Below are 25395 nucleotides of genomic sequence, written 5' to 3' on the forward strand. Positions count from 1 at the left end.
TCCATGTGTCAGTGTGATAATGGAGCGATTTGTAATTTTACGCTCACGTAAGGCTAACATAGGATTTTGTACAAAAGTGCGAAATTTCACTCCTTTATGCAAATTTCCTTACAAAACCCGCCATTCAATCCTGCGGTTCTTTTGGCGATTAAGTTCGGAGTCATTTTTTACTACCGGTTTTGTTTTTCCAAAGCCTTTTGCTGTAAGTCTTTCTGGTTCAATGCCGGATTTTTTCAAATAATCCAGAACTGATTGTGCTCTTTTTTTAGACAATTCCAGATTGGTCTGTTCACTTCCAACATCATCCGTATGTCCGGATATTTCGATACTGATCTGTTTATTGTTTTTCAAAAATTCAACCATCCGGTTTAATTCAACTTTTGATTTATCGTCCAGCGTAAATTCTCCGGTATTGAAGAAAATATTGTTTAAAACTTCAATTTTGTCCTTTTCAATCGCTTCCAAAGGAATATCAAGGTTGACAGAGGAAGCAGAATCGGTTACGGAAAAAGTAAGACTTTTGAACAGATAACCACTTTTTGAAACATAAAAAGCATATTCGCTTCCTTTGTTCAAAACAGCCAGGAAATTACCAGTTTGGGTATCCGATGAAAATTCAGCGACTTTTTCCTGACTTTTCAAATCATATAATTCAATGCTCGACGCCAGCGGTTTGTCTGTTTTTTTATCAAAAACTTTACCTTTTGCATAACGGGTAGGGGTTACCAGATTTTGCAGGGAATCAGGCAGATCAAAAGTATATAACAGGGAACGGCCTTTGGATTTTTCAGAACTGTCGTCTGTATAATATCCTTTTTTACCATTAGATGAAATAAATAGTCCAACCTGGTCGGCCTGGGTATTAATCGGATAACCTATGTTTTGTGGAGTAGTCCAGGTCGTGTCTGCCTTTTGGGATAAAAATATATCAAAACCTCCCATGCCCGTTAACCCGTTTGAAGCATAAAAAAGCGTGCGTCCGTTGGCATGAATAAAAGGAGCATTTTCGTCTTCCGGCGTATTGATTATTGGTCCAAGATTTTTTGGATCCGACCATTGTCCTTTTTCTTTCAAAACCGAATACCATATATCCGAACGGCCTTGGCCGCCGCGACGATCGGAAGCAAAATAAAGTGTCCTCCCATCTGCGGAAAGAGAAGGTTGAGATTCCCAGTTTCTGGAATTGATACTTTCACCCACATTTTGCGGCGCACTCCAGTCATTTCCTTGTTTGTGAGAAATGTAAAGATCGCAGCCACCATAACTATCCGGACGATTACAGGCAGTCAAAACCAACGTTCTTCCGTCTGCTGAAATACTGCATGTACCTTCATTATTAGTGGTATTAATTGCTTTCGAGATTTCTTCCGGTACATCCCAACCACCGGGAATTCGATGCGTTACATAAATATTTTCATCACGATTTTCCGTTAATCCAGTGAAAATGAGCGTTTCATCATCTGCTGTCATAACCGGAAAAAATTGTGAATTGAGGAAATTTACGGTATCGCCTAGGGATTGTTTATGCACCTTCATTGGATTTCTCATCGCTGTTTGAGCGAACTTGGAGGAAGCTGCACTTTTTTTCGCCAAACGCGCTAAACCGGATTTTGGAGGAGAAAGAGCTAATGCTTTTTCAAAATATACAACCGCAGAATCATACTTTTCCTCTCTGAAAAAATTACTTCCAAGCCATTGATAAGCAGAAGAAGATTGAGGATCGGATGGGCGGAGTGCTACAAACCTGGCAAAATGTTTTCTGGTAAGCTCCGTTTTTTTTTGAAGTTCGTAAATCTGCGCCAGTCTTAAATGAATTTCAGAATTGTTCGGATCCGTTTCTTCTACTTTTTCAAACAATACCATTGCTTCATTCAGCTGCCTTGCCTGCCATGCTTTCTGAGCTTTATCAAACGTTTCTTTACCACGGCGCGATAAAGGCACATCCTGTGCGTGACTATTTGTTGAGAAAAACCAACCTGAAAAAAGCAGTGTCAGAAGAAGGGGGCGCATTACGGAATATTCATATATTTATGCGTTTGTAACGACATTTTCCACTTCGGATTGTCTTTGATGTAATCTATTATCAAAGGAAGCATCTGTTGGTGTTTACTCCATTCCGGCTGCAATAATAAGGTACAGTTCTCATTCACTTTTGCAGCATGTTCTTCCGCAAACTCAAAGTCGCTCTTATTATAGATGATTGCTTTTAGTTCATTGGCATTTTGATAAATATCAGGATGCGGCGTTTTGAATTTTTTTGGAGAAAAACAAACCCAGTTCCAATGCCCGGTAAACGGATAAACGCCGGAAGTTTCAATGTTTGTCTGGAAACCGGCTTCCTGTAAAGCGCCGGTAAGTGCATCAAGATTGTACATTAAAGGTTCTCCGCCCGTAATCACAGCCAGTCGGCCGCGGTATTCAAGAGCACCTTCAACAATCGTATTGATGTCCTGTTTCGGGTGCGCGTTAGCGTCCCAGGATTCTTTCACATCACACCAGTGACAACCCACTTCGCATCCGCCTAAACGGATAAAATAGGCAGCTTTTCCACTATGCTGGCCTTCTCCCTGCAAAGTATAAAAGGCTTCCATAACCGGAAGCTGGCTGGTGACGATGGGTAATGTTTCAGTTAGCAAAATTCAAAAAAGTAGATAAGCGATAAATAAAATCAGTACAAAGATAGATGGTAACAAAAGAAATCAGGAAATAATTTGCTGAATGAATGCCATCTTTGCATTATGATAAGTAACTTAGTACAACAGCAGGAAGCAATTTGCGCTTTGGCAACTCCGTCGGGCGTAGGAGCAATCGGCGTAATCCGCGTTTCCGGATTAGATTCCATTTCCATTGTTAACGATATTTTTAAAGGCAAAAACCTGAATCAGGTTGAAAGCCATACCGCACATTTTGGCACAATACAATCAGATACGGAATTAATAGATGAGGTTTTGGTAACTGTTTTCAAAACACCAAAATCTTTTACAAAAGAAGATTCTGTTGAAATTTCTTGTCATGGTTCTGATTATATTATCAAACAAATCTTAAAACTTTTGATAAAAAAAGGAGCAAGGATTGCACGCCCCGGAGAATTTACCCAACGTGCATTTTTGAACGGACAATTTGATTTGGTACAAGCCGAGGCAGTAGCGGATTTAATTGCTGCTGATTCCGAAGCGAGTCATAAAACGGCAATGAATCAATTGAGAGGAGGTTTTTCAAAAAAACTGGCTTCGCTCAGAACAGAGCTAATCCACTTTGCTTCATTGGTTGAGCTGGAACTGGATTTCGGGGAAGAAGATGTGGAGTTTGCTGAACGGGACGATTTGAGGCAGTTGATCCAGAAACTGCGTAAGACTATTGCGCCTTTGATTGAGTCTTTTGATTATGGAAACGCATTGAAGGAAGGTGTTCCGGTGGCCATTATCGGGTCTCCGAATGTTGGAAAATCAACCTTATTAAATGCACTTTTAAATGAGGAAAAAGCCATTGTGACAAGCGTGGCTGGAACAACCCGTGATGTGATCGAAGATACCATGGTTTTGGAAGGATTGAAATTCAGGTTTATCGATACAGCTGGAATTCGGGAAACGACAGATTTGGTCGAATCGATCGGCATTGAGCGTTCACGTGGCGCGATGGAAAAGGCAGATATCGTGATTTTTCTTTTCGACAGCGAACAAACATTTCTGGAAAATAAACAGGTTGCTACGGAACTAGCCGTTGGCAAAGATATTCTTTGGGTTTTTAACAAAATTGATATTGAACCTGAAACTTTTGATAAATTAAAATCTGAAAATCCGGAAATTATTGGAATTTCAGCTCAAACGCAGGAAGGTTTACAGGTACTGACAGAAATCCTTGTTAACCGTGTTTACGGACAATCAGCAACGGATACAGTTGTAACAAATCTTCGTCACTACGAACATTTGTTGAAAACGCAGGATGCTTTGAATGAAGTTATCAATGGTTTGGATACAGGGATTACGGGTGATTTTTTGGCTCAGGATATAAGATTGTCTCTGCATCATTTGGGAGAGATAACAGGGACTATTGTTACGGATGATTTGCTGGATAATATATTTAGTAAGTTCTGTATCGGAAAGTAGATAGGAGTAATTAACAATAAATAAAGGTAAGTAAAGATAACTAAAACCCTGTTAGATACGTTCTAACAGGGTTTTTTATTTTTTGATGTTTTGCGATAATATTCGGTTTTTTTGTACCGATTTGTACCTTTTATGGTATTTTTGGCATGAGGTACAAAAAGGTACAAATTTTCAGGTTTTAGGGGGGAAATGATGAAACAAACTGAAACATTCTGAAACGTACTGAAACATGTAGAAACAATAGGAAACAAGGCACTATGAGCTCAACAATTGAAACCATCAGAATCTGCCAGGAATGCGGTAATAAGTTCACTGCCAAGACCACCGTGACTAGATTTTGCAGTCTGAAATGTAATAGAAGAAACTACAAAATGAGGGCGCGTAAAGTCAAGGTTTTAAGCGGAAAGAGCAAATTCTGTAGCGATATTTTTGTGTTAATTCACAGTATTGACTGATAATAGTGAATTTTAAACCCGCTTTTATTTCAAAACTAATGGCAGCGGATCTTTTGTTTTATTGTTCTCTATATTCACCTCATCTTTGGCCATTAAGCGAAAGTTTTTGAGATACAAAGTACCTAGTACATAGTATTTGCCGGGAAGAAGGTTTGTAAACGACCCTTTGCCGCCTGAATCGGTTACTAGCGAATAGTTACTTGCTTCACACGTATCTCTTGCGAATAATGCCTTGCTGGTGAAAAGACAAATCGTAGCATTGGCCAGTACGTTGGCATTTACGTCGATAGCTACAATAGCCAGATTATTCGAACTGACAGGAGGAATCGCTTTTAAGCTGATATGTTTCTTGAGAATCCCATTCCCAATTTTGATCGTGTCTCTCGAAATATAATCGTTACCGTTGATAACGATCTTGCTAAAAATGTAATAATGTCTTTCGCTTAGATTAAACTGTGAAGCATTCCCATTAGCATCCGACTTGAGAGAAAAGCTACTGCCATCGCATCCGTTTTTAGTAAGAGGGATCGACGTAGTAAATATGCATACATCGGCATTACCAAGCCGTTGTCCATCTTCGTCGGAAATATCGAAGATCACGCCAAATTGATTATTCGATGCTAACGTCGCTACAAGGTCGGTTGATTCGTTGGGTAAAGAGATGACTTCCGAAGTAGCGGAATACAGTTTGTTATCAACTGTTTCTGAATAATAGACGATGTATTTCCCTTTATCGGAGAGTTGTTCAAATTTGAAATAACCGTTATCATCGGTAACAGTGCTGTGGAGGAAATTGGTGTTGTCGGTAGCGTCACTGAAGTTGACCGTGACGGTCTTTTTACCTAGGGGCTTTTTTATTACGCGTTGTGTAAGCGTGTCCGTGAGCACAAGCCGTCCATGTAAATAGGAGCTGTTGGCCACTGGATCTACATCTTTCAGTTTACGATAGTTTTTACAGGAAATAATGCTTGTGAATACTAGAAGGAGGATGATTACATTATATTTCATGGGAAAGTCATTTAAAAAGTCCGATCGCTTTACCAATGGTTACAGGTTCCAAATTGAGACTTAGCAACAGACCTGCGAAGTCCACACCTGTTGCTTTGTCTGCGACGGTATTATTCACAATTTTGAAACGCTCGTTTTTATAGAAGTGACCGGCAAGAATACCCCGGATGCCGGGCACGAAATCGTATGAAAGACCAATGTAATAATTGTCGAGTGCATTTTTAATACTTAGTCCTCCATAGATAGATATTCGTTCCCCTAAATTTTTAAACGGTTTATCATGTAATTTGTTAAGGGGTTGGAAAAGGTACCAATGCAGACCTGCCACAAACTGTAGTCGATCTCCTGACGCTGAACTGGGTAATCCCGGATCATTGCTATGACTAACGTTATATTCCTGGAAATTGTAGCCCAAACCGACGCTGACGTCAACGCGCAAGGGCTTGATTATTTTAATAGTCCTTTTATCAACAATTCTTGCAATTCCCTTTCCACTCTGGTCTGTTTCTACTAGCACATATTTAAGCGTTTTGGGTGCTTTAAGAACGGGAAAAGAAATTAATTCAGTGCTATAAAGCGAATTCGTGTCCACAGATGCTGCTAAATTCTTGGGAGGTAATGATCGATTATAGATGCTCACATAAGCACTTACTTCTTTAATTTTCTTATCAAGACAGTCAATTAAAGCCGCCAGTTCATTTTCACGTGCGTCAATTAACGCTACGAAACTTATAAATCTTAAACGCATTGATTCTACGTCCTTTTTCAAAGTTTGATTACTAGCGTAGCGCAAAAAATTATCGCGATCCAGATCAATAAACTTTTCTATCCGCTCTCCAATCAAGGATTTTTTAAAAATATCCATTTTTTTCTTTGGACGAGCCACCCACAAAATTCGCCTTTTATCTTCATTTCTTTTTGTGCCTGTAAGCGGGACCTTGATACCATTAATGTTAATCGATATAGACCTGGATACGAGCATTACCATCAATGTATCCGGTGGGGGTTTACTAAAAGGTTGTAATTGATTTCCCTGCTGCCACCAGTTCTTTGGGAGAGTAATATTTGTGTCTTTCTGATTTCCCTTTTCTTCGGACTTGAAGTTGGGATTACCTCCGGGATTATCGAACGAAATGGCTGGTTTTCTTGAAAGAGTATTTGCCCGGGTTACACTGGCAGACCCAACATTCAATAAAACAGGTCCTAATTCGGTTGCATTCAGGCGTTTTTGAAGTGCTAAAAAAGTTGCAATATTCGAAGCACCTAAACTGGTAATTACACCAATTTGATCTGCCACGGCGTTAAGTGCGGTTGTAGCCTGACTCTCAAAGGCAAGATCTTCTTCTGACCTTGAGAAGGTTACCTTTTTGTCTTTGGCAACGTTAAATACTACTGCCCGTACCTGCTTTTTCTTATTGAAAAATTCGTTTGATAAAGGGGAGGTATTTATGTAACCCCTAGCATCGTATTGCACTAAAAAATATTCGTTGTCATCAAGCGTTGGTTTTACTGGCAGCAAAACTTTATTTAACACGATCTGGGTATTTGTAAATGTTTTGAGAACTGGCAATTTGCTCAATGAATCTAGTAAAGATCTTTGTTCGGGTGTTAAGAAAGTGTTTTTTTCCTGATTCGGATATTTGTTTGCCTGAGTTGTTACTAAAAGCGGGTTAATGTTGAGAATGCCGCCAGTATACCACAACCAATCCTTTATAAATCTGCTATTTTTAATCCATTCAACCAGTTCAATACTTGATGGATCAGTAGAAATTAGATTTCTACGGATATCATCAACCTTTACTTGTTCATATGAATAAATGTTGGATTGAGCTAGCAAAAGCGTTGCTCTGTTTGATTTGAGATTTTCAAGCCATGTTTCTAGTTTTCGCCAACCTTTCAGATAGTCCAGATCCATGTGCATATTCTTGAGTTTCACGGTCGGACTGTAACTTGCTGTATCTAGACCACCATTGTACCGATTTAACAGGTGGTCCGAAAGCAGATCTGTCGTTAGCAAATTAGTTCTTACAAAGTCATTATACGACACAAAAGGCTCTTGATAGATCATCATTATATCTTTGCTAGCAAAGCCGGAAATATCAACCGGATTTACAACATACTGGTAAGTTCCATTGGCATTTGTGCCATTCACTAAATATTCCTTTAGACCTGTTAGCTCGCTATATAAATCGTTATAGAATGAAGCACCCCAAATAGTTGTGTAGATTTCCTTCAAACCAATTGAGTCATTCTCAAGATTATATAAAGCGTCGTTAACCCTAATGAGTAGACGCTTCTTGTATTCTTCAACGTCTTTGTAAGTTGGGTAAACTGGAACCGATGTAATGGGTGTAGTTGGATTGTAAAGAGATGAACTTGCTGTGGGTGTGAAAAGTCCATCCGGGCCAAATTGTGCAACACAGTCGTTGAAACTGCTGGTAAGGATAAGAAATGAAAGGTAAATCCTGACAGCACTGTTATTCCAATAATGTTGTTTTATGTAAAAAAATGATAAAGACATATATCAAGAATTTTGAGGGTTAAGCACTTAAAAAACGTAAGCAACTATGAAGGATGCAGTTTCGCTTTTTTGATAAAAAATCATTAAAGTTTAGTAATTTACTTAATAAGTTCATTGAATCTCTATCGTATGATAAATCCAAAGAGGCAAACTTATTAAACGGTAAATCTTTCTGTATAAACATCTCGTCCTAGTAAATCTGAGTGTTCGCGAAAATTCCAGATTAGATGAAATATTCACCAATTTTCATTTAATCTGGAATTTGTTCTATTTTTGTTTCATGGTGTTGTTTGCAAAATCAAATTTCACTTACTAGATCTCGAAACGGGTTTTGTGAATAGAAGTTTTTCGGAGATGGCTTATTTTAATAGCACACAATTTTAAAAGCTGGCGATGCACCATGAAAATTTTTAATCTAAGTTCTCACAAATATCAACTCATTGATCCCTATTCAGCACACTAACAATCAACTTCTTAACCGTATCCATCTCTTCCGGTTTACTAGCAGCCGCAAAAAGTGTCAAACTAGCAAGCGCCTCATTACTAATAAGGAAATCTCCCTCTTTCGACTTCAATAAACCATTCACCTCCAGGAACAGCAAGAAACAAGCCGCCGCAATTCGTTTGTTAGCATCAACAAACGAATGATTCTTAATAATCAAATAGAGTAGGGTAGCGGCCTTTTCCTCAATTGAAGGGTAAAAGTCAATATCTCCGAAACCTTTGCTGATCTGGGCAATGGAACTTTGAAAGCTATCGTCTTTTTCTTTGCCAAAAACGGAAGATTCGAAATCACTTCTCATGGCTTCAATAATATTTTGATAAGCCGATAGTTCAGGATATGTTGCTTGATGTGTATTCCTACCTTTCTGGTCAAGGTTTTCATGATCGTAATCATCTAATAATTCAAGTCCTTTTGCAAATTGATCTAGCCATGCTGTATCAGAATCTCCAATCTTGGTTTCAATGGCCCGGCTTAGGATACGTATTCCGTCTTTTAAGGTTTGTACTTGTTGCTGTTTTTGGGCTAGTCGTTTTTCGTTGATGGCATATCCTTGAATTAAATAACCTGAATTCGGGATAAGAATTTAGTTGCTATTATTATAAAAACAGGAGAAATATTAGTATATTTAAGTATCTTATATTCAAATATTTAACCAATAAATCTCCATGTTTTCAAAGGATAAAGTTACCGAAATATTTTGTACCGTAGATGATTTTTGCAAAGAATTTGAGCTACGAATCAAGGAATTAAAGCAAGTTCAGGTCAACGGTGAAAAGCGATATAGAAACAGGCCATTATCGATGTCTGATTCTGAAATTCTAACAATTTTAATCTGTTTTCATTTAGGGTCACACAAAACTTTTAAACATTATTATCAGCAGATAATACAGGATCATTGGATAGATTTATTTCCTAAAAGTTTGTCTTACAATCGCTTTGTGGAGGTTCAAAGTCGCTATTTTGTAGTACTGGCCATGTTTTTGAAGGAGAAAGGTTTAGGTAAATGTACAGGTATTAGTTTTATGGACAGCACTACCGCAGCGGCGGCCGCACTGAAAGTCTGCAGAAATCAGAGAATCCATAACCACAAGGTTTTCAAAAATTTAGCCGAAAGAGGGAAGTCTTCGATGGGTTGGTTCTATGGACGGTTCGCCGCGCGATTTAAGTTACATCTGGTTTGTAATGAAAAGGGAGAATTACTTTCCTTTTATTTGACTAAGGGCAATGTGGACGATCGCAATCCCAAACATATTAAAAAACTTACTGAACAACTTTTTGGCAAAATCTATGCTGACAAAGGCTATCTTTCAAAAGCGCTGTGGGAAATGCTATTTGCTGACGGAATGCAGTTGATTACAAAAGTCAGGAAAAACATGAAGGGACATATTATGGAACTGAAAGACAGGCTATTACTAAGAAAAAGAGCGATTATCGAAACAATAAATGATGAATTAAAAAATCTGTGTCAGATCGAACACACCCGACACAGATCCGTAAATAACTTCATAATGAACATCTTAGGTGCGCTTGTTGCATATTGCTTTTTTCCAAAAAAACCGTCACTCAATATTGAGGAAATTAAAACAAACCAACTTTGTCTAGCTGCTGCTTAAACCGAATTCAGGTTAAATAATCTTTTAGGCGTTGGGTTGCCCATTGACGGAATTGAGTACCGCGTTTTGAATTTACCCGGTATCCTACGGAAATGACGGCGTCGAGATTATAGAACTTTATTATTATTTTAACCTGGCGTTTTCCTTCCTGTTGAACTACCGAGAAATCCTCGGTAGTTGAAGCTGCTTCCAGCTCTTCCTCACTAAATATGTTTTTTAAATGTAACCCGATCGTATCACTGTCCTTATCGAACAAGTCGGACATTTGCTTTTGACTCAGCCAAACTGTGTCTTGCTCAAATTTTACTTTGACTGAGTTTCACCGTCGTTACTTTGATAAATTTCTATCTGATTCTCCATTCCAAAGATTTTAATAATTCAAATTTAAGATAAAGTTGATCATTGAAAAATAACACATAAAATCGCATTACTTTTGAGATGTAGGAGCATTGTCATGAATGACTAAGTCTAAAAACCTTCAATGAAAGAAGATATTTTAGACCAAATGTCAGATAATACATGAAGAGAAAAATACGCCTTAAAACTCGTTTTGTACCTTTACATATTTAAGTATCTTATTTTCAACTACTAATACATTTTGTATCGGCATTTTGTGTCTTTACAATAGCTTGATTAGAAAGAGAATTCAAACCAAGTTTTCTGTAAGAATCACTATCATAAATCTTTTTCTGTGTTTCACTTAACTTTAAGTCTTATGATTCCAGAGTTGAATTTTGTGCACTAATTGACAATGGGAATACGCCAATAATGCAACACAAAACATATTGTTTGCTCATTTGTTAAATGTTTGACGTTAAACTTTTTTTAGAACTAAATTCTTTGAAAATCGTATATAAAGTATTTATTTTTAATATATTATGATTTTTAAACCATAATATTAATGCTATTTATCTGAGCATTTGCGTTTAGCGGAATTAATATAAACAATTAAAGCTCATTGACTGGCTGAATAAATTCGCTTTTAAATAGGATCAGGCCTGCCTGTAATGTAAAAAGTGACCCTCTCAGCTGGGTATATGAAAATTGAGGGGTAATCGAAAAATTTTTTATTAACAAAGTGGTTTGAATTCCGGCTGAACGGGTTGAAAATCTATTTGTATAATCATCAAGCCTTGTCTTTGTAAAATCCTGACCACAAAATAAACCGGGGATCAGTAGCACATTATTTCTGATTTTAATTTTATGATACAAGGAAATCCCTGTTTTGATAGTATAATTTTTCAGATCCTTGGTATGATTAAAGTTTTTAAAACCATAGCCGGCAAACAATCCAATGCTCAAGGGAAGTTTGTCCTGCTTGACTACCAGGTAGCTTAGTGCAGGAGTTATCGTATAGGCTTTGGCGGTCGATCCACTTTCATATATACCTGCCAACACCATGTCAAACCTTCCATTGACTGAATATCCAATTGCTGCCGTTTTATAAACTGCCCAATCATCACTTCCGATGGATGCTGAGACAAAGGAAGCATTTTTTGATTTGTCCAGTAAATAGCTTTGCGCTTTCAGCTGGTAATTATAAGATAATGAAGCAAAAAGAATCAGGATTGCTCTTACCTTATATGAGTCAGAATTTCCAATAAAAAATAGTGTAATAAATATCTTCATAACTATTATTAAGATCGAAGACAAGCATCCATCCAAAAAAGCAATGTTTAAACTTTCACACTGGTCAAGGTTTTACTATTTCAAATAGCATCTGGGTATTACTTGTAGCATCCCATGTTATATTATTATTGAACCAAACTTTACTTAATTTAATACTTGGTGTTGTTGAAAAGTAGGACGCCTGTATCGTGTCTAATTCGTAACTACCTATCTTTAAATAAGTCGTAGTTTTTGCAGAAGGTTCTTGGGAATAGGGGGTAGTCAACAATACCTGTAGATAATAATAATTCTCTTTTTCATTCTTTTTAATCGAGTAACCACTTGGGGCATCAAGATTAGGTTGATTAAAAAGTACATTTTCTTTGTCAGTCCCATGATAAACTTTGAAATCCGTAATTTTGTTTTTGTTGGCAGGATCTAGTAGATCTTCTCCTTTAGAACTTGTTACACGGATATCGACAGATTGTTCCATGGTTACGCCACCTAAGAGTAGATCATTCTCAACATTGTCTTTTTTGCAACCAGCCGAAAATAAGGCGATAGCAATAGCTAAAAAATAAAAATTTGGGTATTTCATCACGAACAAATTAAGGTTTAAATTTTAAGTTCTTTTGACTTCCAATCTCTAATGTACAGCAATGACTCAATTTCATACCTAATGGTTGGATCTTGCTAATCTAGAAGGTTAAATCAGTTTTATTTCATGTCGATTTGACTACTTCAAAAAACTTCCCAAATGCCTTTTCTCCCCAAGTTGCAGTAGAATCTACCGTTTTTATAGAGCTGGTATATTTAAGTTGATTGTTGAATGTCAATTCCATAAGACTTGTTGAAACATTCGTAATTTTAAACTCGGCGACAAACGTGTCTACTTCATTGTGATGCCATTGAACATAAGTTGTAGTTGGGCCAGCTTTAGCGCCGTTATAGTTTAATCCTATTGAAATATAATACTGACCATTCTGGAACTGCAACAATAAAGAGGACACATAGTTAAGCCGCAATTTTTTGTTGGTTTAAAAATTCTTCAAATTCTTTGGGAGATACATACCCAAGAGCAGAGTGCAATCTTTTTTGTTATACCAAATTTCGATATACTCAAAGACAATAACAGCAGCCTCTTTCTTATTAATAAACTTATTCTGATAAACGCATTCTGTCTTCAAAGACTTAAAAAAGCTTTCTGCAACCGCATTGTCCCAGCAATTTCCTTTTCGGCTCATACTTCTGATTACAAAAGGATTCTTCTCTAAAATAGTTTTCAATTCGCTGCAAGCGTATTGAATTCCTCTGTCTGAATGGAAAATTAACGCACTTGAAATCTTTCTTTTTTTTGAGCCATTTCCCATGCAGGTATCACAGTATCAATAGCTTTCATGGTTGAACTTAAGGCCCATCCAATTATTTTCCTAACAGCTAAATCCAGTATTATTGTGAGATATAGCCAGCCTTGCGTCGTCTTAATGTAGGTGATGTCTGATACCCAGGTAGTGGCTATTTTTTCTACCTTAAATTCTCTGTTTAGCCTATTTTCAACAACCGGATACTTGTGCTCGGAATCTGTTGTGACACGGAATTTCCTCTTAACAATACTTCTTATTTGCGCCTTTTTCATCAGCCTGGCAACCCTTGGACGGGATACTTTTACATCCAGTTTTATCAGTTCGTGAGTGATTCCGGGGCTTCCGTAAGTTTGTTTACTTTTACTATGAATAACTCTTATTTTCTCCGTAAGGACCTGGTTTTCAATGGACTTATTCGATAATCCATTTTTCATCCAAGTGTAAAACCTGCTTCTACTTACGTTTAAAATAAGGCACATTTTCTCAATGGGAAATAATCTCCGATGACTTTTTATGAACCCGAATATTTGCCATCGTTCCTGGAGAAAATGCCGACAGCTTTTTTTAATATATCGCGCTCAAGTTGTGTGTCGCGGAGTTCTTTCCTTAGCCGAACTAATTCTTGTTCCGTTTCGCTTAAAATCACCTTTCCATTACCGGGGAAACTACTATTTTGCTTTGCTGAAAATTCTCTGCGCCAGCGGTATAGCATTGCTGGTGGCACATCCAGTTCCTTTGCCACTGCACTAAGGTCTGTGCGATTATTACCGGGCGGCGGCCGCTTAGTTCAACGCTCATTAGTTTGAACTCCTTGTCAAATACTCTTCTTTCTCCAGACATAAGTGTTAAGTTATAAAAGTTTCCCTTAACTCTTTGTCCTCATAAAGGTACCATGTCCACCTTCTTTTGTATTTGACATAACTGACTGATAGCTAAATCCAAAATCTTACTTATTTACTAATTTAAAATAGACTTATTCCTTTTCAATCGTAGTTGCCCAATAATCCTATTTTGAATAACAGGTGCCATTATAAATGCTTACGGGCACAATTTAGGATTTAATAATAAGGAATTTAACAGAAAAGGCCAGTGCGGGAAGTCCGGTAGAAAGCCTTTTCTGTTAATTAATTTGGCTACAATGCATCCAAATATTGCTTTATTCTTTTAATGATTCAATGGCCTGATTGTGGATTTTGAGTGAAATGTATTTATCAATACTGGTAAAATCGTATCCCTTTTTCTTAGCTTCCTGAATAAACGCTCCATCGATAGCGTGAATTTTAGCTTCTATTGCTTTTTCGATGGTCAGATCCGGTAAGCCCGCTTCTTTAATTCCTTTAAGGAAAGATGCATCCACCCCATGAATCCGGGCATTTCTGATTTCCTCAAAGCTTACATTTGTAAATCCCAAAGCCCGGATCTCTTTGATTGAACCAGCATCCAGTCCATGTATTTTTGCTTCCAGGGTCTGGTCAAGCGTTAGATTTTTCAAGCCGGCCGATTGAAGTTCCTGAATGTAAGCCGCAGTAACTCCGTGAATGTTCAGCGCTATCATTTTAGTAAGGGTCAGATCTCCAAAGCCCAATGCCCTAAGTTCCTTCACTGAGTTTGGGTTGATATTATGGATCTTGGCCTCAATTACTTTATCCAGGGAAAGGTTGGCCAGGCCCGCTTCCTTTAAATGTTGTACGTAACTAGGGTCAATGCCATGAATTTTAGCCTCAATAATTTTCTTCAAGCTAAGTCCTGGAAAGCCCATCTTTTCTATATCCTGCACATACTGCTGATCGACGCCATGTATTTTTGCTTCAATTATTTCGGACATCGAAGGCTTTTTGTGGCTATATTGTTCAAATAAAGCAATATACCCTTGGTATTCGGTCAGGCTGATGCCGTGAATGGCAATTTCCAGCAAACGCTGCCCGTCGAACGTCTGATATTGACTTTTTAAGAATTCTACATACTGCCTGTTAACATCCGCAAAGAACAAAAAGAGAACAAGGTTCTTTTCCTGCGATGCCGTACTATTGGCAGCTAAGTAGTTTACAAAATCTTTGTTTTCCGTGAAAGTATATTTTCCCTGGCTTACTTCGGCCTGCAGGTTTCCGTTTAATTGCAGCGTACCAGCATCTTTTGTCAATACAAAGCTATTATCTCCGGTTTTTTTAAAACTATTTTTCCCAAAACACCGACTCATATTCCATTGAGAGACACCCTGGCTGCCTTTAAATTCCAGACAATAATTCTCTTTGTCTTGATGGCTGTACCAGTAACCGGATGATATATCGGTTTTTGAATCCGGGTAATTCCAAATCCTGGATTCATCGCTGCCATTGGGGTGTTTTTCACTTTGTGGATTTGCTTTTTGTATCCGGTCAGCGGATTCTAACGGCAAAGAGTTCTTTTGAGTGTTATTGCCGGACATTTCCCGGCTGGAAGCGGGTTTATTAAGCAGCAGCAGAGTTCCAAAGAATACAGGTACCAGAAAGCTGTATTTCCAGTACGCATGAGGGGTAGATCTTTTTGCGTTCATCATCATAATTCTTTGTTTAAGTACAGATTGATTATAATTAGTTGTAATGGAAAGTGGTCTGTTCGGCACGGCGATTTGAAGCAGATTCAGTTGGTATTGTTGTTTGTCGACATGCTCTTTCTCCACCATAAAGGCATCTGTTTGATACTCGTTATTCTTTTCTATTTCTTTTTTTAGTAACCTGATAAAGGGACTGAACCATAGTAATATAGCGGCAATTTCTGCCAGCAGCAGATCAAGACTGTGGTAAAGCCGGGCATGTATTTTCTCGTGGGAAATGATGTGCTGATAGGTTTCAAAATCGTAAGCATCGGGGTAGATGAAAACATAGTGGAAGAAAGAACAAGGTGCTTGCCGCTGCGTCGTATTTACAATCACGATGTTCCCATCCTGAATTTTATCAGGAGATTGTCTTATCCTGTACAGAATAATGCCCAGCTGGATTAACAGGCTTCCGCTGAAAACAGCCACCCCAAAGAGATAAAAGGTAAAAAGCCAAAAAGCAAAGCTGTATCCTGTTGTTGTAACGGGCTGCTGGCTGGTTTTTTGCAGCAAGGCCGGATCTTGATAATTCAACTTTGACGCAGCAACCGGCGGTTTGCCAGCAATACCCTGAGCGGAACTCTCCGCAGCCAACTGCTTCGCATATACCCTTGAACTGTTTTCTCCTGTTGAGCTATTCTGCGGCAACACTGTGGCCAAATAGCCTTGATGGTTGATAAGCGAGGGCAAGCTCACAAAGGGCAAGGTAAAAGCCAGGACAAGGCAGCCAATCAGGTAAATTCGATTGGCGGTAAAGAAGCTTTCCCGCTGGAGAAAGACCTTATAAAACAAAAAAGCGACTCCCGCAATGATAGAAGCTTTGTATAGAAACTCGTTCATGACAAATGAGTTTAAGATGATTTTTGCGATTTTATGACTTGTATCAGCTCGTCTAATTCCTGATCGGACAAGTTTTCTTCCTTTGCAAAATGCGTTATCATTTTAGTCAGGGAGTTACCAAAGTATTTTTGTTTTATGGTGGCCACGTCCTGCTGCCGGTATTCGGCCAGGGTTACAACCGGCGAATACCGGTAGGTATTTCCTATTTTCTCAGCACTTAAAAAACCCTTATCCGTTAGGATTTTGACCATGGTTGCGACCGAGTTGTAGTGCGGCTGGGGAGCGGGGAGCAGCTCAATGATATCCTTGATAAAGGCATGCTGGAGTTGCCAGACTACCTGCATGATTTGTTCTTCTCTTTTTCCTAATTTTTGCATAGTAGCTTTTTTTTATTCAATACTACTAATCGATTAGGAGTATTCCTAATTCATTAGGAATTATTTTATTTACGGAAGAAAAAAGGATGTTTGGCTAAAATATTAAAGCCAGTTGGATATCTTACAACATGTTAAATATATTCCGCAAAAACGGTGGTATATCTGAAAATCAGATCGGCAGCTGAGAATATAGATCTGTCTCACTGACCAAGGTTTTTATTAACTTCTTTGGCTGGTTTCTGGTTCTGGTAGAATTCAGTTCCATCGTTAGATCTAAAAAAAATATTTGTATAAAGTATATTTTCATCGCTCTATTTCCATTTTTTCGTCTGTCGGTTTTAACTTTGCATATTTCCGCAACCGCCAATTAATAAATTTTATAAGATTTTTTGAAATTCTGGGTGGAGATACAGATTTTAGATATTTTCGCTTTCCATTAAAATAAACAATAAGAGTTATAATGGGGGAATCCTTTCCTTTAACATCTGAAAATTTCAACATTCGCAAATTGCTTTTCTGTAAATGGTATATTAATTCATTATACGTTTCAACATCCAACACGGCTGAATAATTACCTGATTGTAAATACTTCGACTCACCAGTATTATTTTTGTAATCCATGTAAAGATTTTTACTGCTGTCAACCTGCAAAGCAATTGTCGGTCCACCCCAAGCAGAAGAAGCATGATAAATTAGTTTTTCAAAAACTATCGTTTTATCAACAAGGTAATCTATCTTTTTGAGCACTAGAATAGATCGCTCCTGGAAATACGCTTTTGAAAAATTAGAAACTGGCATTATGACTAGAATCGAATCATTGACACTTACAACTTTCAAATCGTATCGATTAGTGTATTCAATTTTATGTTGTGTAAAAGAGCTGGTGTAAATTTGTTGAAAACTTAATGTATCCCCGAGAATAAATAAATTAAATGATTCTTCCTTCAATAATTTATTTGAAAGATAATTAGCTGAATCAAGACCCGTGTTTAAAATTTCAACTACATCCTGCTCAGGTGATATCCAAGTTCCTCTTAAAGCCTCCGGTTGAGCAGTGCAAACACTGCCTGAAAAAGTGATTAAAGCTAATATTGTGGTAAATACAAATTTTCTCATGATCAGTATACATCCTTTAATAAGTAACAAATGTATAAGATAATTATATATAAGCTTGAAAGATGTTTTATAAGATGGAAATTCTTTTAATATTATTAATTAAAGCCCCGTTTATCAAAATCAATAATATTTATCATACTAACGTCGAAGAAACAATGTATTAAAAGTCCATAAAAATGGTGATTTTGTGTGAATACTGGAAATAGCTAAAGTATCAAGAAATTAGCGTTTTTGTAAGACAGTTGTATAGGCAACATTATTGTACAGTATATCCAACTACTTAGAGGCCAAAATCCATAGCAGTCTGTAAAAGCTACTTTTACGTTTCGTTAACATTCTTTTACAGGTCATTAACAGACGACAGGATAGAAACTTTTAGCTTTGTCGAAATCCTGGAAAATAAAAAGAATGCCTTAAACGGATCTGATTTATCAGGATATAGATTTATTTTAATTAAACCTACAAAAAATATGAAAAAAATAATTTATTCGCTAATCTTATCGCTGGTTGTGGTAAGCGGACTAGTATTTGCTAATCGTGAAATTAAAAATGAAGCTTCTAAAAAGTCAACCTCAAAGCCACTCTCTGCTTCTGAAAGGAAAGCTGCATTGAAAAAATGGGAGGCTACCCCTGATGGTATAAAGTACAAAGAATGGGAAGCATCTCCCGAAGGTAAAAAAGTGTATGCCGGTGAAGCTAAAATAAGGAAGCATATAAGTGCTTTTACCAATATGGAGGCTGTTGTAACCTCTCTTTCTCTTCCGCCAGGCTCACGATTAGGTTTCGGAGTGATGGTCAGGATTAATGGTGACGATTATATTCTTAGTTTTGGGCCGGAAAAGTCTGACAAGAATTTTTTGAACTTTAACAATGAATTTCAGCAATTGCATAGCCTGAAAGTTGACGACAAAATAATTATAAGAAGCCATAGTGTATCGCACACACCCAAGTATTCATATCCAATAGTATCGGGCGACTATGTAGAACGAGATAGTAAAATAATTTATAAACGTGCCCCTCGCAAAGGCGGTTGCTAAGTAAATTATGAAATACATATATGCTTTATTCTTAACGGTGGTGGCTGTTGCAGAACTAAGCTGATTATTTCCGAATTTTTGACGTTTTCACATCTCGTTGCTGAAAATTTAGAACTTCAACCCAAAAGCAATTGAAGAGTTCGAAAAAGCACTGGTTAAGTGAACAGGAGCCCCCATTACCTTGTTATTTACCAGTTTTCCCTTCTAATTCCAGTGGTTCACTTAAAACTTGATGATGCCGCTCACACTTCGTTTTTGTAAACAAACTAACAAAAAAGCGAGATTTATAATCGCGTTGAATAAAAATGGGCCACAGAATCACCACCAAAATCGTTATAGTGATGTACCAAAAACCAAACAATTATGGAAGGATTTTGTGGCCTGGATGTACACAAAGACGGTTCGCCGCTGCGATAGTGTCTTTATGTGCATATTAACAGATTCTGGCGAGAAGTTTGAAGAGAAGTTCGGCACTTTAACTCCTGAGCTTGAACGTTTGCGTCAGCAGCTGTGTCTGCATCATGTGAAGGAAGTAGCCCTGGAAAGCACCAGTATCTACTGGGTTCCGGTATGGCGTGTTCTGGAATCTGAATTTGATGTAAAGTTGGTAAACCCCTACTTTATCCGTCAGCTTCCCGGGCGAAAAACGGATGTAAAAGATGCGCACTGGATTGCTATTGTACTGCAAAAGGGATTAATCAAATCCAGCTTCATCCCTGATGATCAAATTCAGCAACTTCGGCACTATAACCGGAAGATATTCTATCTGAACCGGCATTTACAGCGTGCCGAACAAGGAATGGATTTAATTTTGCAGCGGTGTAATATCCGGCTGAGCAACTATTTGTCCAACATTGGTGGCAAGTCGATGCGCAAAGTGATCAAGGCCCTGTCAGAGGGTAATCATGACCCACAGCAACTGGTGAAACTAGTGCATGGCAGGATCACCAATAAGCATGGAATAGACTGCATAAAGGATTCGCTTACAGGCATCATATCACAGGAATATCCACTACATCAACCGGCTTTTCCTGGAAGCGCTTATTGACCAGCTTAAATCGGACAATATATTGGGCAACCATGAAGCGCTGATTAGGGGCCTTTACAAGGAAATCAGTTTGGTTTCTACCGATAATGACAGAAAGACCTTGGGAGTAATCAATAACATTATTTCGATTTATCAGGGGCATTTTGAGGATTTGGAGTCAGCCAGGCGTCATGCATCCGAAGGGGTTAATAAAATGCCTTGGCAATCAATGAAGTATGCTTATTCAAAAGATATTATGTTAAAAGCGCTTAATTTAATTGGTTAATAGTATCAGTCTCAAAAAAGGAATATATTTCTATTAATTAATTTGTCGAATTAAATTTATCGGGCTGTAAAAGACATTTATGCTCTTAACAAATAAAAAAAAGATTCGGGGCTGGAAAAGGCGAAAAAAACAAATCGACAACTGGTTCAATTCCAACAAAGCCCCAGACCTTGATAAATTTCATTCAAAAGGTGAAGATTATGTTAAAGTTAGGATAGACCCTTGGAAGTTGTGAAGTTGTAGAATTAAACATACAACCGGATCATATTCATCTTGTTGTCTCTATTCCTCCCAAAGTCTCTGTATCGGTGTTGATGGGTACTTTGAAGGGGGAATTGGCTATAAAACTGTTCAAAAGTTATCCTCGATTGAAGAAAAAGACCTATTGGGGTAATCACTTTTGGTCACGGGGCCGGGAGGCCGATGCCGTATTTTGTCAATACGGTAGGTATCAACGAAGATGTAATCCGCCGATATGTAAAATATCAAGAAGAAGAAGACAAGAAAGAAGAAAATAATGGTCAACATTTCAACTTGTTTGACTAAGTATGAATGAGCTATTGAAGGCTATGCCTTCACCTTTTCACAAAATCCACCTTCTAAGAATGTGGTTGTTTAATTCTTAGGCTATATATTGTACACTTGGCAAACCCTGCATTGATAGGTCTGTGCTATTAAAATAACTTTTCAGCAGATCTTCAAGCCGGTCAAGGATTTGATGATTTTCAATTTTGCGCGTAAGGAACTGCCGGTGACAAAAACGGTCGGCATAATTCAATCTGCTTTTGACTCGGCGGCCTGCATCGGTTGCGTGGCTACCTGTAAATACTATTGGTCACTGGAAGAATGGCAAAATGATTGAAGGATATTTATTCTGGGATAACATGTCTTTTATGAAACAAATTGGATTGACTCAGTAAACTACGTTTTGAATTAAGTGAATAATTTTTTTCAGAAATTCCATTAGCTGGTTTTATCGCTGGTTTAGAGAATGTATCATACTGTTTTTACCTTTCCAGTATATATAAACCAGAAAGAGAGGGGTTAGTTTACTATAAAGAAAGGGATAATTTTATCTGCAATTGGTAAACTAAAAAAGGAGAAAACCGCCACGACTTTCGTGGAGGTTTTCTCCCCACCTGATATAGTACAATTGATTCTAAGGAGCAGTGTTTAAGCAATAATTACTTTTTATGGCGTTAAAGTAACTCCCGAAGAATCTCCGTCCAATAAATAGAAACATCGTCAGCCAAAACTTACACTATACTAATTAACGAGGTACTTTATAGACAATGGCATTCGCGTTGAGCCCTGCACCAACGGCAGCAAATACAATAAAGCTATCGGGCTGGAGTGTATAATTTTCAATCCTGTCTTCGGAAAGCAGATTATACAAAGTTGGTATGGTCGCAACTGAACTATTTCCCAGCCAGGAGATGGTCATAGGCATGACCAAGTCCGGAACCTGGTTAATACCATAAAGGGCGAAAAGCTGTTTCAAGATTGCTTCGTCCAGCTTATTATTGGCTTGATGTACGAGGACCTGATCGATATCTGTGATAGATAATCCAGCTTTGGAAATACAATCTTTTATCAACCCTGGAAATATTTTCAAAACACTTTCATAGAGCTTATGCCCCTGCATTTTGACAAAGAGCCTGTTGCTGCCATAGTCAGGATTTGAGGATTTTTCCATTTTAAGAAGATATGCCAGCTCGCTTGCATATGACTGCGCTGTCTGTGCTATAATCCCCACTGGTACTGTGCTTTCTGTTGAAGCAACCACAACAGCGCCTGCGCCGTCTGAAAAAATCATACTGTCCCTGTCATGGGGATCAATCATACGTGACAGCGTTTCAGTCCCGATGACCAATATTCTATGGGCCAAACCAGATTTAATATAAAGATCTGCCTGGATTATCCCTTGCAGCCAGCCACTACAGCCAAGGCACAGGTCATAAGTTATTACATTGGGATTTTTGATATTCAGTTGGTGTTTGATCCTTGAAGCAAGTGAAGGAACAAAGTCACTTCGGGGATTGTCATCTCTGACATCACCAAAATTATGGGCCACAATAATGTAATCCAGTGTTTCTCCATCAATTTGTGCCGACGCCAGCGCATCTTTGGCAGCATAAGAGGCGATATCGGACGCTACCAGATCTGAATTTACATACCGCCTTTGGCGAATTCCGGTAATCTTCTCAAACTGCTGAATGATTTCCAAATTGGATCTTTTAAGTCTTATGCCATCTGGTGTAAAAAATTCATTATTCAAAAAATCTTGATTTTCAACAATGACCGTGGGGATGTAGCTTCCGCTACCCACTATAATCGAATACACATTATTATTCATAATTAATTTTAAGCAAAAATTAGATCAAAATTTTCCAGGCTTGTTCTAAGGCCAGAAATTTCTTTAATCTTCATGATAAATTCTTGTATATATTCTGATTGACGTTCTTGATTATTCCTAATAATCACTTCTATTTTGATTCATTAAATCATGAAAAAAATACGATTTAATTATAGAAATTCATTATAAAACCTTGTCCCAGAACTTTAAAAACCCATAATAAGCAGAATGAGATAGACTAAAACTATTTGGTATATTGTCAGAATCAGTACAATATGTAACCAAACGCGTTCCTACTGCTGTGCTTTGAAGTTGCTGTTTCACATAATTCGAATAAGCATAAAATAAATCGTTGCTGGGAAGTATTATATTGTCAATTGGACAAGAAGTATCTACATTTTCATAGAAAGAATTGAAAAAGTAGAATGCCTCGTAATCACAAAAATTAATTTTATTAATGTTGGAATTAATAAACTCAATATTTGGTAAATGGTATTTAGCAGCAATTTTTTTAGAAATTTCAATTAAATAATCCCTTTGTTCAATACCGTAAAACATCCCCTGCGTGCAAGCAGCACCCACCAAACAAAACTTCCCTGCCCCAGAACCAATATCCAGTACCTTAATATTAGGTTTTTTGGCAAGATACTCAGCGGCCATTTTGGCAACAACGACCGGAGTCCAATGGCGGCTTGACAGTTTTTTTATACGATTGGGATATAATTCGTTAAAAGTATCATCGTCAACATCAATGTTTGCTCTCAGTTGTTTGAAAATCATTTTATAAAATAGATTATTGATAGTTCGTTAAAACTCGTTTTAGAAACCCTCAGCCTGGAAGGTTAAGCCAATTCCAGCTCTAATGAAGAGGTCGAGTACTTTAATTGAACCCGGATGCTTCATGATGTATGAAGATATGAATCCATATCGACCGGCCTAGTCTGATAATTATTGGCTGTAACAGAAATAGTATCAGAGTAATACAAACAAAAAACCACTCAAGCTGCATTTTGAAAATCGCGAGTAAAAGAATTGAAAAGAAAGCCATAAGCACAATTACAATCGGAAAGCTTGCCCATAATGCACCAATGTAAAACCGGGCTCAATTTTAAAATCCTGCCCACAAACTGTACAATTGTCCGGCATTTTTAGCCCATCTTTAAAAGTGTAAGGGTGTGTTTTGGAAAACAGGTTTCCTCGATGGCAACGTGGACATTTAAGATTGATAATACTCCATGTTTTTGATCTCGAGACACAATCTTTTTTCTTTCCCAGGCGGGTTGATAAAAACTTCATTTTGTTATCCATCGTACTGCTCCCGCTTTTATCAGAAAATTTTACCTGATTAAAATTCAGGTGTACCCTGGGTGGAAGAGTACGACCGCTTTGATTTGATATCATTTGATTTCAAGTTTCTCTTTTACATAAAATGCCGAATCATATAATGTTGAAAACTGGTCATAATCCTCAGATGGTATGCTGACTTTAAAAGCCCTCTCAGCAAGTCTGATCAGTTCAAAAATATCAGCTGGTTTATAACTCAAGTCCTGCTGAAAGTCAGCCAAGGGGGTCATATCTGAACGCCTTGCAATTCCTTGTGTTACAATAATAGAAATCAGTTTATTATAAGTGTATTGCATTTCAGTTACCGTTTTCTATTTCTTATATGGTTCTAATTGATTTACTTGGTAAAGTGATGTCTTTTAGTTGAAAAATTCATCGTCAACAAGTAAATGTGAACTTTACTTTACCAAATCAGTCATAATTTAATTTACCCAAACTGTTCCAATTATAGTGTGATGTATAAAATCTTTATGTGGTGCTGAGCAGGAAGTAGTATTGATTTCTTCGCTAAGGAAACTATTTCCATGAATTACGTTAATAATAGCTCTGATGTAATTGCAGTGTCTTAGCGGTTTTAGGGCCCATCAGATATGCTCAGTAGTATTAAGCTGGTTCAATATGTCCTGTGAAAGCTGCAATTGCCTTCCATAAATATTTTTTGCCAGGTCCAAAAAGATATACACGTCCGTATCATGTACATGATAGAATATTGTAGTCTTCTCTCTTCTGGCCGTCACAAACTTGAACGACCTTAATTTGGCCAAATGCTGAGACAAAATCGATTGGTCAACTTGAACCATTTCCTGTAATTTTGTGACTGATAAAGGTCCATCCCGCAGGGAGTCAAGGATGGCCAGTCGAAGGGGATGCCCCAGAGCTTTAAAAAACTCAGCTTTATATAAATGCAAGGGACTATTCATTTGCTATTTTAAATATTATTATATTAGAATGTTCAAATATAGTAATATTTAAACATGAACGCAAATTATGTATCTTTGCGGAACAGTTTGAAACTTTTACTATTCAAATGTTGGCAGAAACAAACCACGTTGGCCTTACCGATCCTATATTTAAAACTGAATAATTTGATACATCAAAGGTGACCAAAAAGGCTTCGATTTAGTAACTAAGGGTTGCCATGTTATTGATTTAAGTCCGCATCCTTGTGCTATGCTGTTCAATTAACATACATACCAGACTTTTGAATGCTTCGGAAAGCCTATTAAGACGTGCCACAAAAGAAGTATAAGAAGGCAA

At 37.6% G+C, this 25395-nt stretch carries 21 protein-coding genes and 2 pseudogenes; 6 read left to right on the forward strand and 17 right to left on the reverse strand.

Going from position 1 to position 25395, the window contains the following annotated elements:
• Positions 1 to 108 precede the first annotated feature (108 nt).
• Positions 109 to 2010, reverse strand: coding sequence for an OmpA family protein (locus tag FDK13_RS10815; RefSeq protein ID WP_137339999.1), 1902 nt, complete (start codon positions 2008 to 2010; stop codon positions 109 to 111).
• Positions 2010 to 2591, reverse strand: coding sequence for a 7-carboxy-7-deazaguanine synthase QueE (locus FDK13_RS10820; protein WP_137340124.1), 582 nt, complete (start codon positions 2589 to 2591; stop codon positions 2010 to 2012). Before FDK13_RS10820 ends, FDK13_RS10815 begins: the two co-directional genes overlap by 1 nt.
• A gap of 147 nt (positions 2592 to 2738) precedes the next feature.
• On the opposite strand from FDK13_RS10820, the gene mnmE reads away from it, so the two are divergent.
• On the forward strand, positions 2739 to 4106 hold the full coding sequence (gene mnmE / locus FDK13_RS10825; protein WP_137340000.1) for a tRNA uridine-5-carboxymethylaminomethyl(34) synthesis GTPase MnmE: 1368 nt from the start codon (positions 2739 to 2741) through the stop codon (positions 4104 to 4106).
• A 479-nt stretch (positions 4107 to 4585) separates the two neighbouring features.
• Here mnmE and FDK13_RS10830 read toward each other — a convergent pair whose 3' ends face one another.
• The 3 genes from FDK13_RS10830 to FDK13_RS36090 form a co-directional block, all read right to left on the reverse strand.
• Complete coding sequence (locus FDK13_RS10830; protein ID WP_137340001.1) at positions 4586 to 5449, reverse strand: prealbumin-like fold domain-containing protein; 864 nt, start codon at positions 5447 to 5449, stop codon at positions 4586 to 4588.
• A 127-nt stretch (positions 5450 to 5576) separates the two neighbouring features.
• Positions 5577 to 8090: a hypothetical protein gene (locus FDK13_RS10835; RefSeq protein WP_137340002.1), complete on the reverse strand. Its 2514-nt coding sequence runs from the start codon at positions 8088 to 8090 to the stop codon at positions 5577 to 5579.
• 437 nt (positions 8091 to 8527) lie between these two features.
• Positions 8528 to 8893: a type II toxin-antitoxin system death-on-curing family toxin gene (locus FDK13_RS36090; RefSeq protein WP_229216003.1), complete on the reverse strand. Its 366-nt coding sequence runs from the start codon at positions 8891 to 8893 to the stop codon at positions 8528 to 8530.
• A gap of 367 nt (positions 8894 to 9260) precedes the next feature.
• Between FDK13_RS36090 and FDK13_RS10845 the strand changes: the two genes are divergently transcribed.
• Complete coding sequence (locus FDK13_RS10845; protein WP_137340004.1) at positions 9261 to 10208, forward strand: IS982 family transposase; 948 nt, start codon at positions 9261 to 9263, stop codon at positions 10206 to 10208.
• Between the two features lie 7 nt (positions 10209 to 10215).
• Here the strand turns inward: FDK13_RS10845 and rhuM are convergent, their stop codons facing one another.
• The 8 genes and pseudogenes from rhuM to FDK13_RS10885 all read right to left on the reverse strand — a co-directional run bounded on the left by rhuM (position 10216) and on the right by FDK13_RS10885 (position 18088).
• Positions 10216 to 10473, reverse strand: a complete 258-nt coding sequence (rhuM, locus tag FDK13_RS10850) for a RhuM family protein (protein ID WP_229216004.1) — start codon at positions 10471 to 10473, stop codon at positions 10216 to 10218.
• Positions 10474 to 11156: 683 nt separating this feature from the next.
• A complete protein-coding gene (locus tag FDK13_RS10855; RefSeq protein ID WP_137340005.1) occupies positions 11157 to 11837 on the reverse strand; it encodes a hypothetical protein in 681 nt (226 codons plus the stop codon).
• 64 nt (positions 11838 to 11901) lie between these two features.
• Positions 11902 to 12414: a hypothetical protein gene (locus FDK13_RS10860; protein WP_137340006.1), complete on the reverse strand. Its 513-nt coding sequence runs from the start codon at positions 12412 to 12414 to the stop codon at positions 11902 to 11904.
• A gap of 124 nt (positions 12415 to 12538) precedes the next feature.
• Entirely contained in the window at positions 12539 to 12826 is a 288-nt protein-coding gene (locus FDK13_RS10865) for a hypothetical protein (protein ID WP_137340007.1), read from the reverse strand.
• 4 nt (positions 12827 to 12830) lie between these two features.
• A pseudogene (locus FDK13_RS10870) lies at positions 12831 to 14020 on the reverse strand (IS3 family transposase).
• A 316-nt stretch (positions 14021 to 14336) separates the two neighbouring features.
• Complete coding sequence (locus tag FDK13_RS10875; RefSeq protein ID WP_137340008.1) at positions 14337 to 16595, reverse strand: M56 family metallopeptidase; 2259 nt, start codon at positions 16593 to 16595, stop codon at positions 14337 to 14339.
• An 11-nt stretch (positions 16596 to 16606) separates the two neighbouring features.
• On the reverse strand, positions 16607 to 16972 hold the full coding sequence (locus FDK13_RS10880) for a BlaI/MecI/CopY family transcriptional regulator (protein WP_137340009.1): 366 nt from the start codon (positions 16970 to 16972) through the stop codon (positions 16607 to 16609).
• Between the two features lie 303 nt (positions 16973 to 17275).
• Positions 17276 to 18088, reverse strand: coding sequence for a hypothetical protein (locus FDK13_RS10885; protein WP_137340010.1), 813 nt, complete (start codon positions 18086 to 18088; stop codon positions 17276 to 17278).
• A 470-nt stretch (positions 18089 to 18558) separates the two neighbouring features.
• Here FDK13_RS10885 and FDK13_RS10890 point away from each other — a divergent pair, with 470 nt between their 5' ends.
• From FDK13_RS10890 to tnpA, 4 genes and pseudogenes are all read left to right on the forward strand, one after another.
• Complete coding sequence (locus FDK13_RS10890; protein ID WP_137340011.1) at positions 18559 to 19125, forward strand: hypothetical protein; 567 nt, start codon at positions 18559 to 18561, stop codon at positions 19123 to 19125.
• A 232-nt stretch (positions 19126 to 19357) separates the two neighbouring features.
• Positions 19358 to 20173, forward strand: coding sequence for an IS110 family transposase (locus tag FDK13_RS10895; RefSeq protein ID WP_220417347.1), 816 nt, complete (start codon positions 19358 to 19360; stop codon positions 20171 to 20173).
• Positions 20169 to 20438 carry a hypothetical protein gene (locus FDK13_RS36600; protein ID WP_374756095.1) on the forward strand — a complete coding sequence of 90 codons (270 nt, stop codon included), beginning with the start codon at positions 20169 to 20171 and terminating at the stop codon, positions 20436 to 20438. Before FDK13_RS10895 ends, FDK13_RS36600 begins: the two co-directional genes overlap by 5 nt.
• Positions 20439 to 20668: 230 nt before the next feature.
• A pseudogene (tnpA, locus tag FDK13_RS10900) lies at positions 20669 to 20984 on the forward strand (IS200/IS605 family transposase); the annotation flags it as partial.
• A 724-nt stretch (positions 20985 to 21708) separates the two neighbouring features.
• Here the strand turns inward: tnpA and FDK13_RS10910 are convergent.
• The 4 genes from FDK13_RS10910 to FDK13_RS10925 all read right to left on the reverse strand — a co-directional run bounded on the left by FDK13_RS10910 (position 21709) and on the right by FDK13_RS10925 (position 25058).
• Positions 21709 to 22794, reverse strand: a complete 1086-nt coding sequence (locus FDK13_RS10910) for a 3-oxoacyl-ACP synthase III family protein (protein ID WP_137340012.1) — start codon at positions 22792 to 22794, stop codon at positions 21709 to 21711.
• Between the two features lie 183 nt (positions 22795 to 22977).
• Positions 22978 to 23574, reverse strand: coding sequence for a methyltransferase domain-containing protein (locus FDK13_RS10915; protein WP_137340013.1), 597 nt, complete (start codon positions 23572 to 23574; stop codon positions 22978 to 22980).
• 617 nt (positions 23575 to 24191) lie between these two features.
• Entirely contained in the window at positions 24192 to 24434 is a 243-nt protein-coding gene (locus FDK13_RS10920) for an acyl carrier protein (RefSeq protein ID WP_137340014.1), read from the reverse strand.
• A 288-nt stretch (positions 24435 to 24722) separates the two neighbouring features.
• Entirely contained in the window at positions 24723 to 25058 is a 336-nt protein-coding gene (locus tag FDK13_RS10925; protein ID WP_137340015.1) for an ArsR/SmtB family transcription factor, read from the reverse strand.
• Between the last annotated feature and the right edge of the window lie 337 nt (positions 25059 to 25395).

Origin of the sequence: Dyadobacter frigoris, assembly GCF_005280585.1 — a bacterium.
Classification (GTDB): domain Bacteria; phylum Bacteroidota; class Bacteroidia; order Cytophagales; family Spirosomataceae; genus Dyadobacter; species Dyadobacter frigoris.

Coding starts and splice junctions, on each gene's coding strand:
- FDK13_RS10820 (WP_137340124.1), bottom strand. CDS start 2,591: ATGGAAGCCTTTTATACTTTGCAGGGAGAAGGCCAGCATAGTGGAAAA.
- FDK13_RS10890 (WP_137340011.1), top strand. CDS start 18,559: ATGAAAAAAATAATTTATTCGCTAATCTTATCGCTGGTTGTGGTAAGC.
- mnmE (WP_137340000.1), top strand. CDS start 2,739: ATGATAAGTAACTTAGTACAACAGCAGGAAGCAATTTGCGCTTTGGCA.
- FDK13_RS10885 (WP_137340010.1), bottom strand. CDS start 18,088: ATGAGAAAATTTGTATTTACCACAATATTAGCTTTAATCACTTTTTCA.
- FDK13_RS10920 (WP_137340014.1), bottom strand. CDS start 24,434: ATGCAATACACTTATAATAAACTGATTTCTATTATTGTAACACAAGGA.
- rhuM (WP_229216004.1), bottom strand. CDS start 10,473: ATGTCCGACTTGTTCGATAAGGACAGTGATACGATCGGGTTACATTTA.
- FDK13_RS10925 (WP_137340015.1), bottom strand. CDS start 25,058: ATGAATAGTCCCTTGCATTTATATAAAGCTGAGTTTTTTAAAGCTCTG.
- FDK13_RS10860 (WP_137340006.1), bottom strand. CDS start 12,414: ATGAAATACCCAAATTTTTATTTTTTAGCTATTGCTATCGCCTTATTT.
- FDK13_RS10855 (WP_137340005.1), bottom strand. CDS start 11,837: ATGAAGATATTTATTACACTATTTTTTATTGGAAATTCTGACTCATAT.
- FDK13_RS10875 (WP_137340008.1), bottom strand. CDS start 16,595: ATGAACGAGTTTCTATACAAAGCTTCTATCATTGCGGGAGTCGCTTTT.
- FDK13_RS10815 (WP_137339999.1), bottom strand. CDS start 2,010: ATGCGCCCCCTTCTTCTGACACTGCTTTTTTCAGGTTGGTTTTTCTCA.
- FDK13_RS10915 (WP_137340013.1), bottom strand. CDS start 23,574: ATGATTTTCAAACAACTGAGAGCAAACATTGATGTTGACGATGATACT.
- FDK13_RS10835 (WP_137340002.1), bottom strand. CDS start 8,090: ATGTCTTTATCATTTTTTTACATAAAACAACATTATTGGAATAACAGT.
- FDK13_RS10895 (WP_220417347.1), top strand. CDS start 19,358: ATGATGCCGCTCACACTTCGTTTTTGTAAACAAACTAACAAAAAAGCG.
- FDK13_RS10910 (WP_137340012.1), bottom strand. CDS start 22,794: ATGAATAATAATGTGTATTCGATTATAGTGGGTAGCGGAAGCTACATC.
- FDK13_RS10880 (WP_137340009.1), bottom strand. CDS start 16,972: ATGCAAAAATTAGGAAAAAGAGAAGAACAAATCATGCAGGTAGTCTGG.
- FDK13_RS10845 (WP_137340004.1), top strand. CDS start 9,261: ATGTTTTCAAAGGATAAAGTTACCGAAATATTTTGTACCGTAGATGAT.
- FDK13_RS36090 (WP_229216003.1), bottom strand. CDS start 8,893: ATGAGAAGTGATTTCGAATCTTCCGTTTTTGGCAAAGAAAAAGACGAT.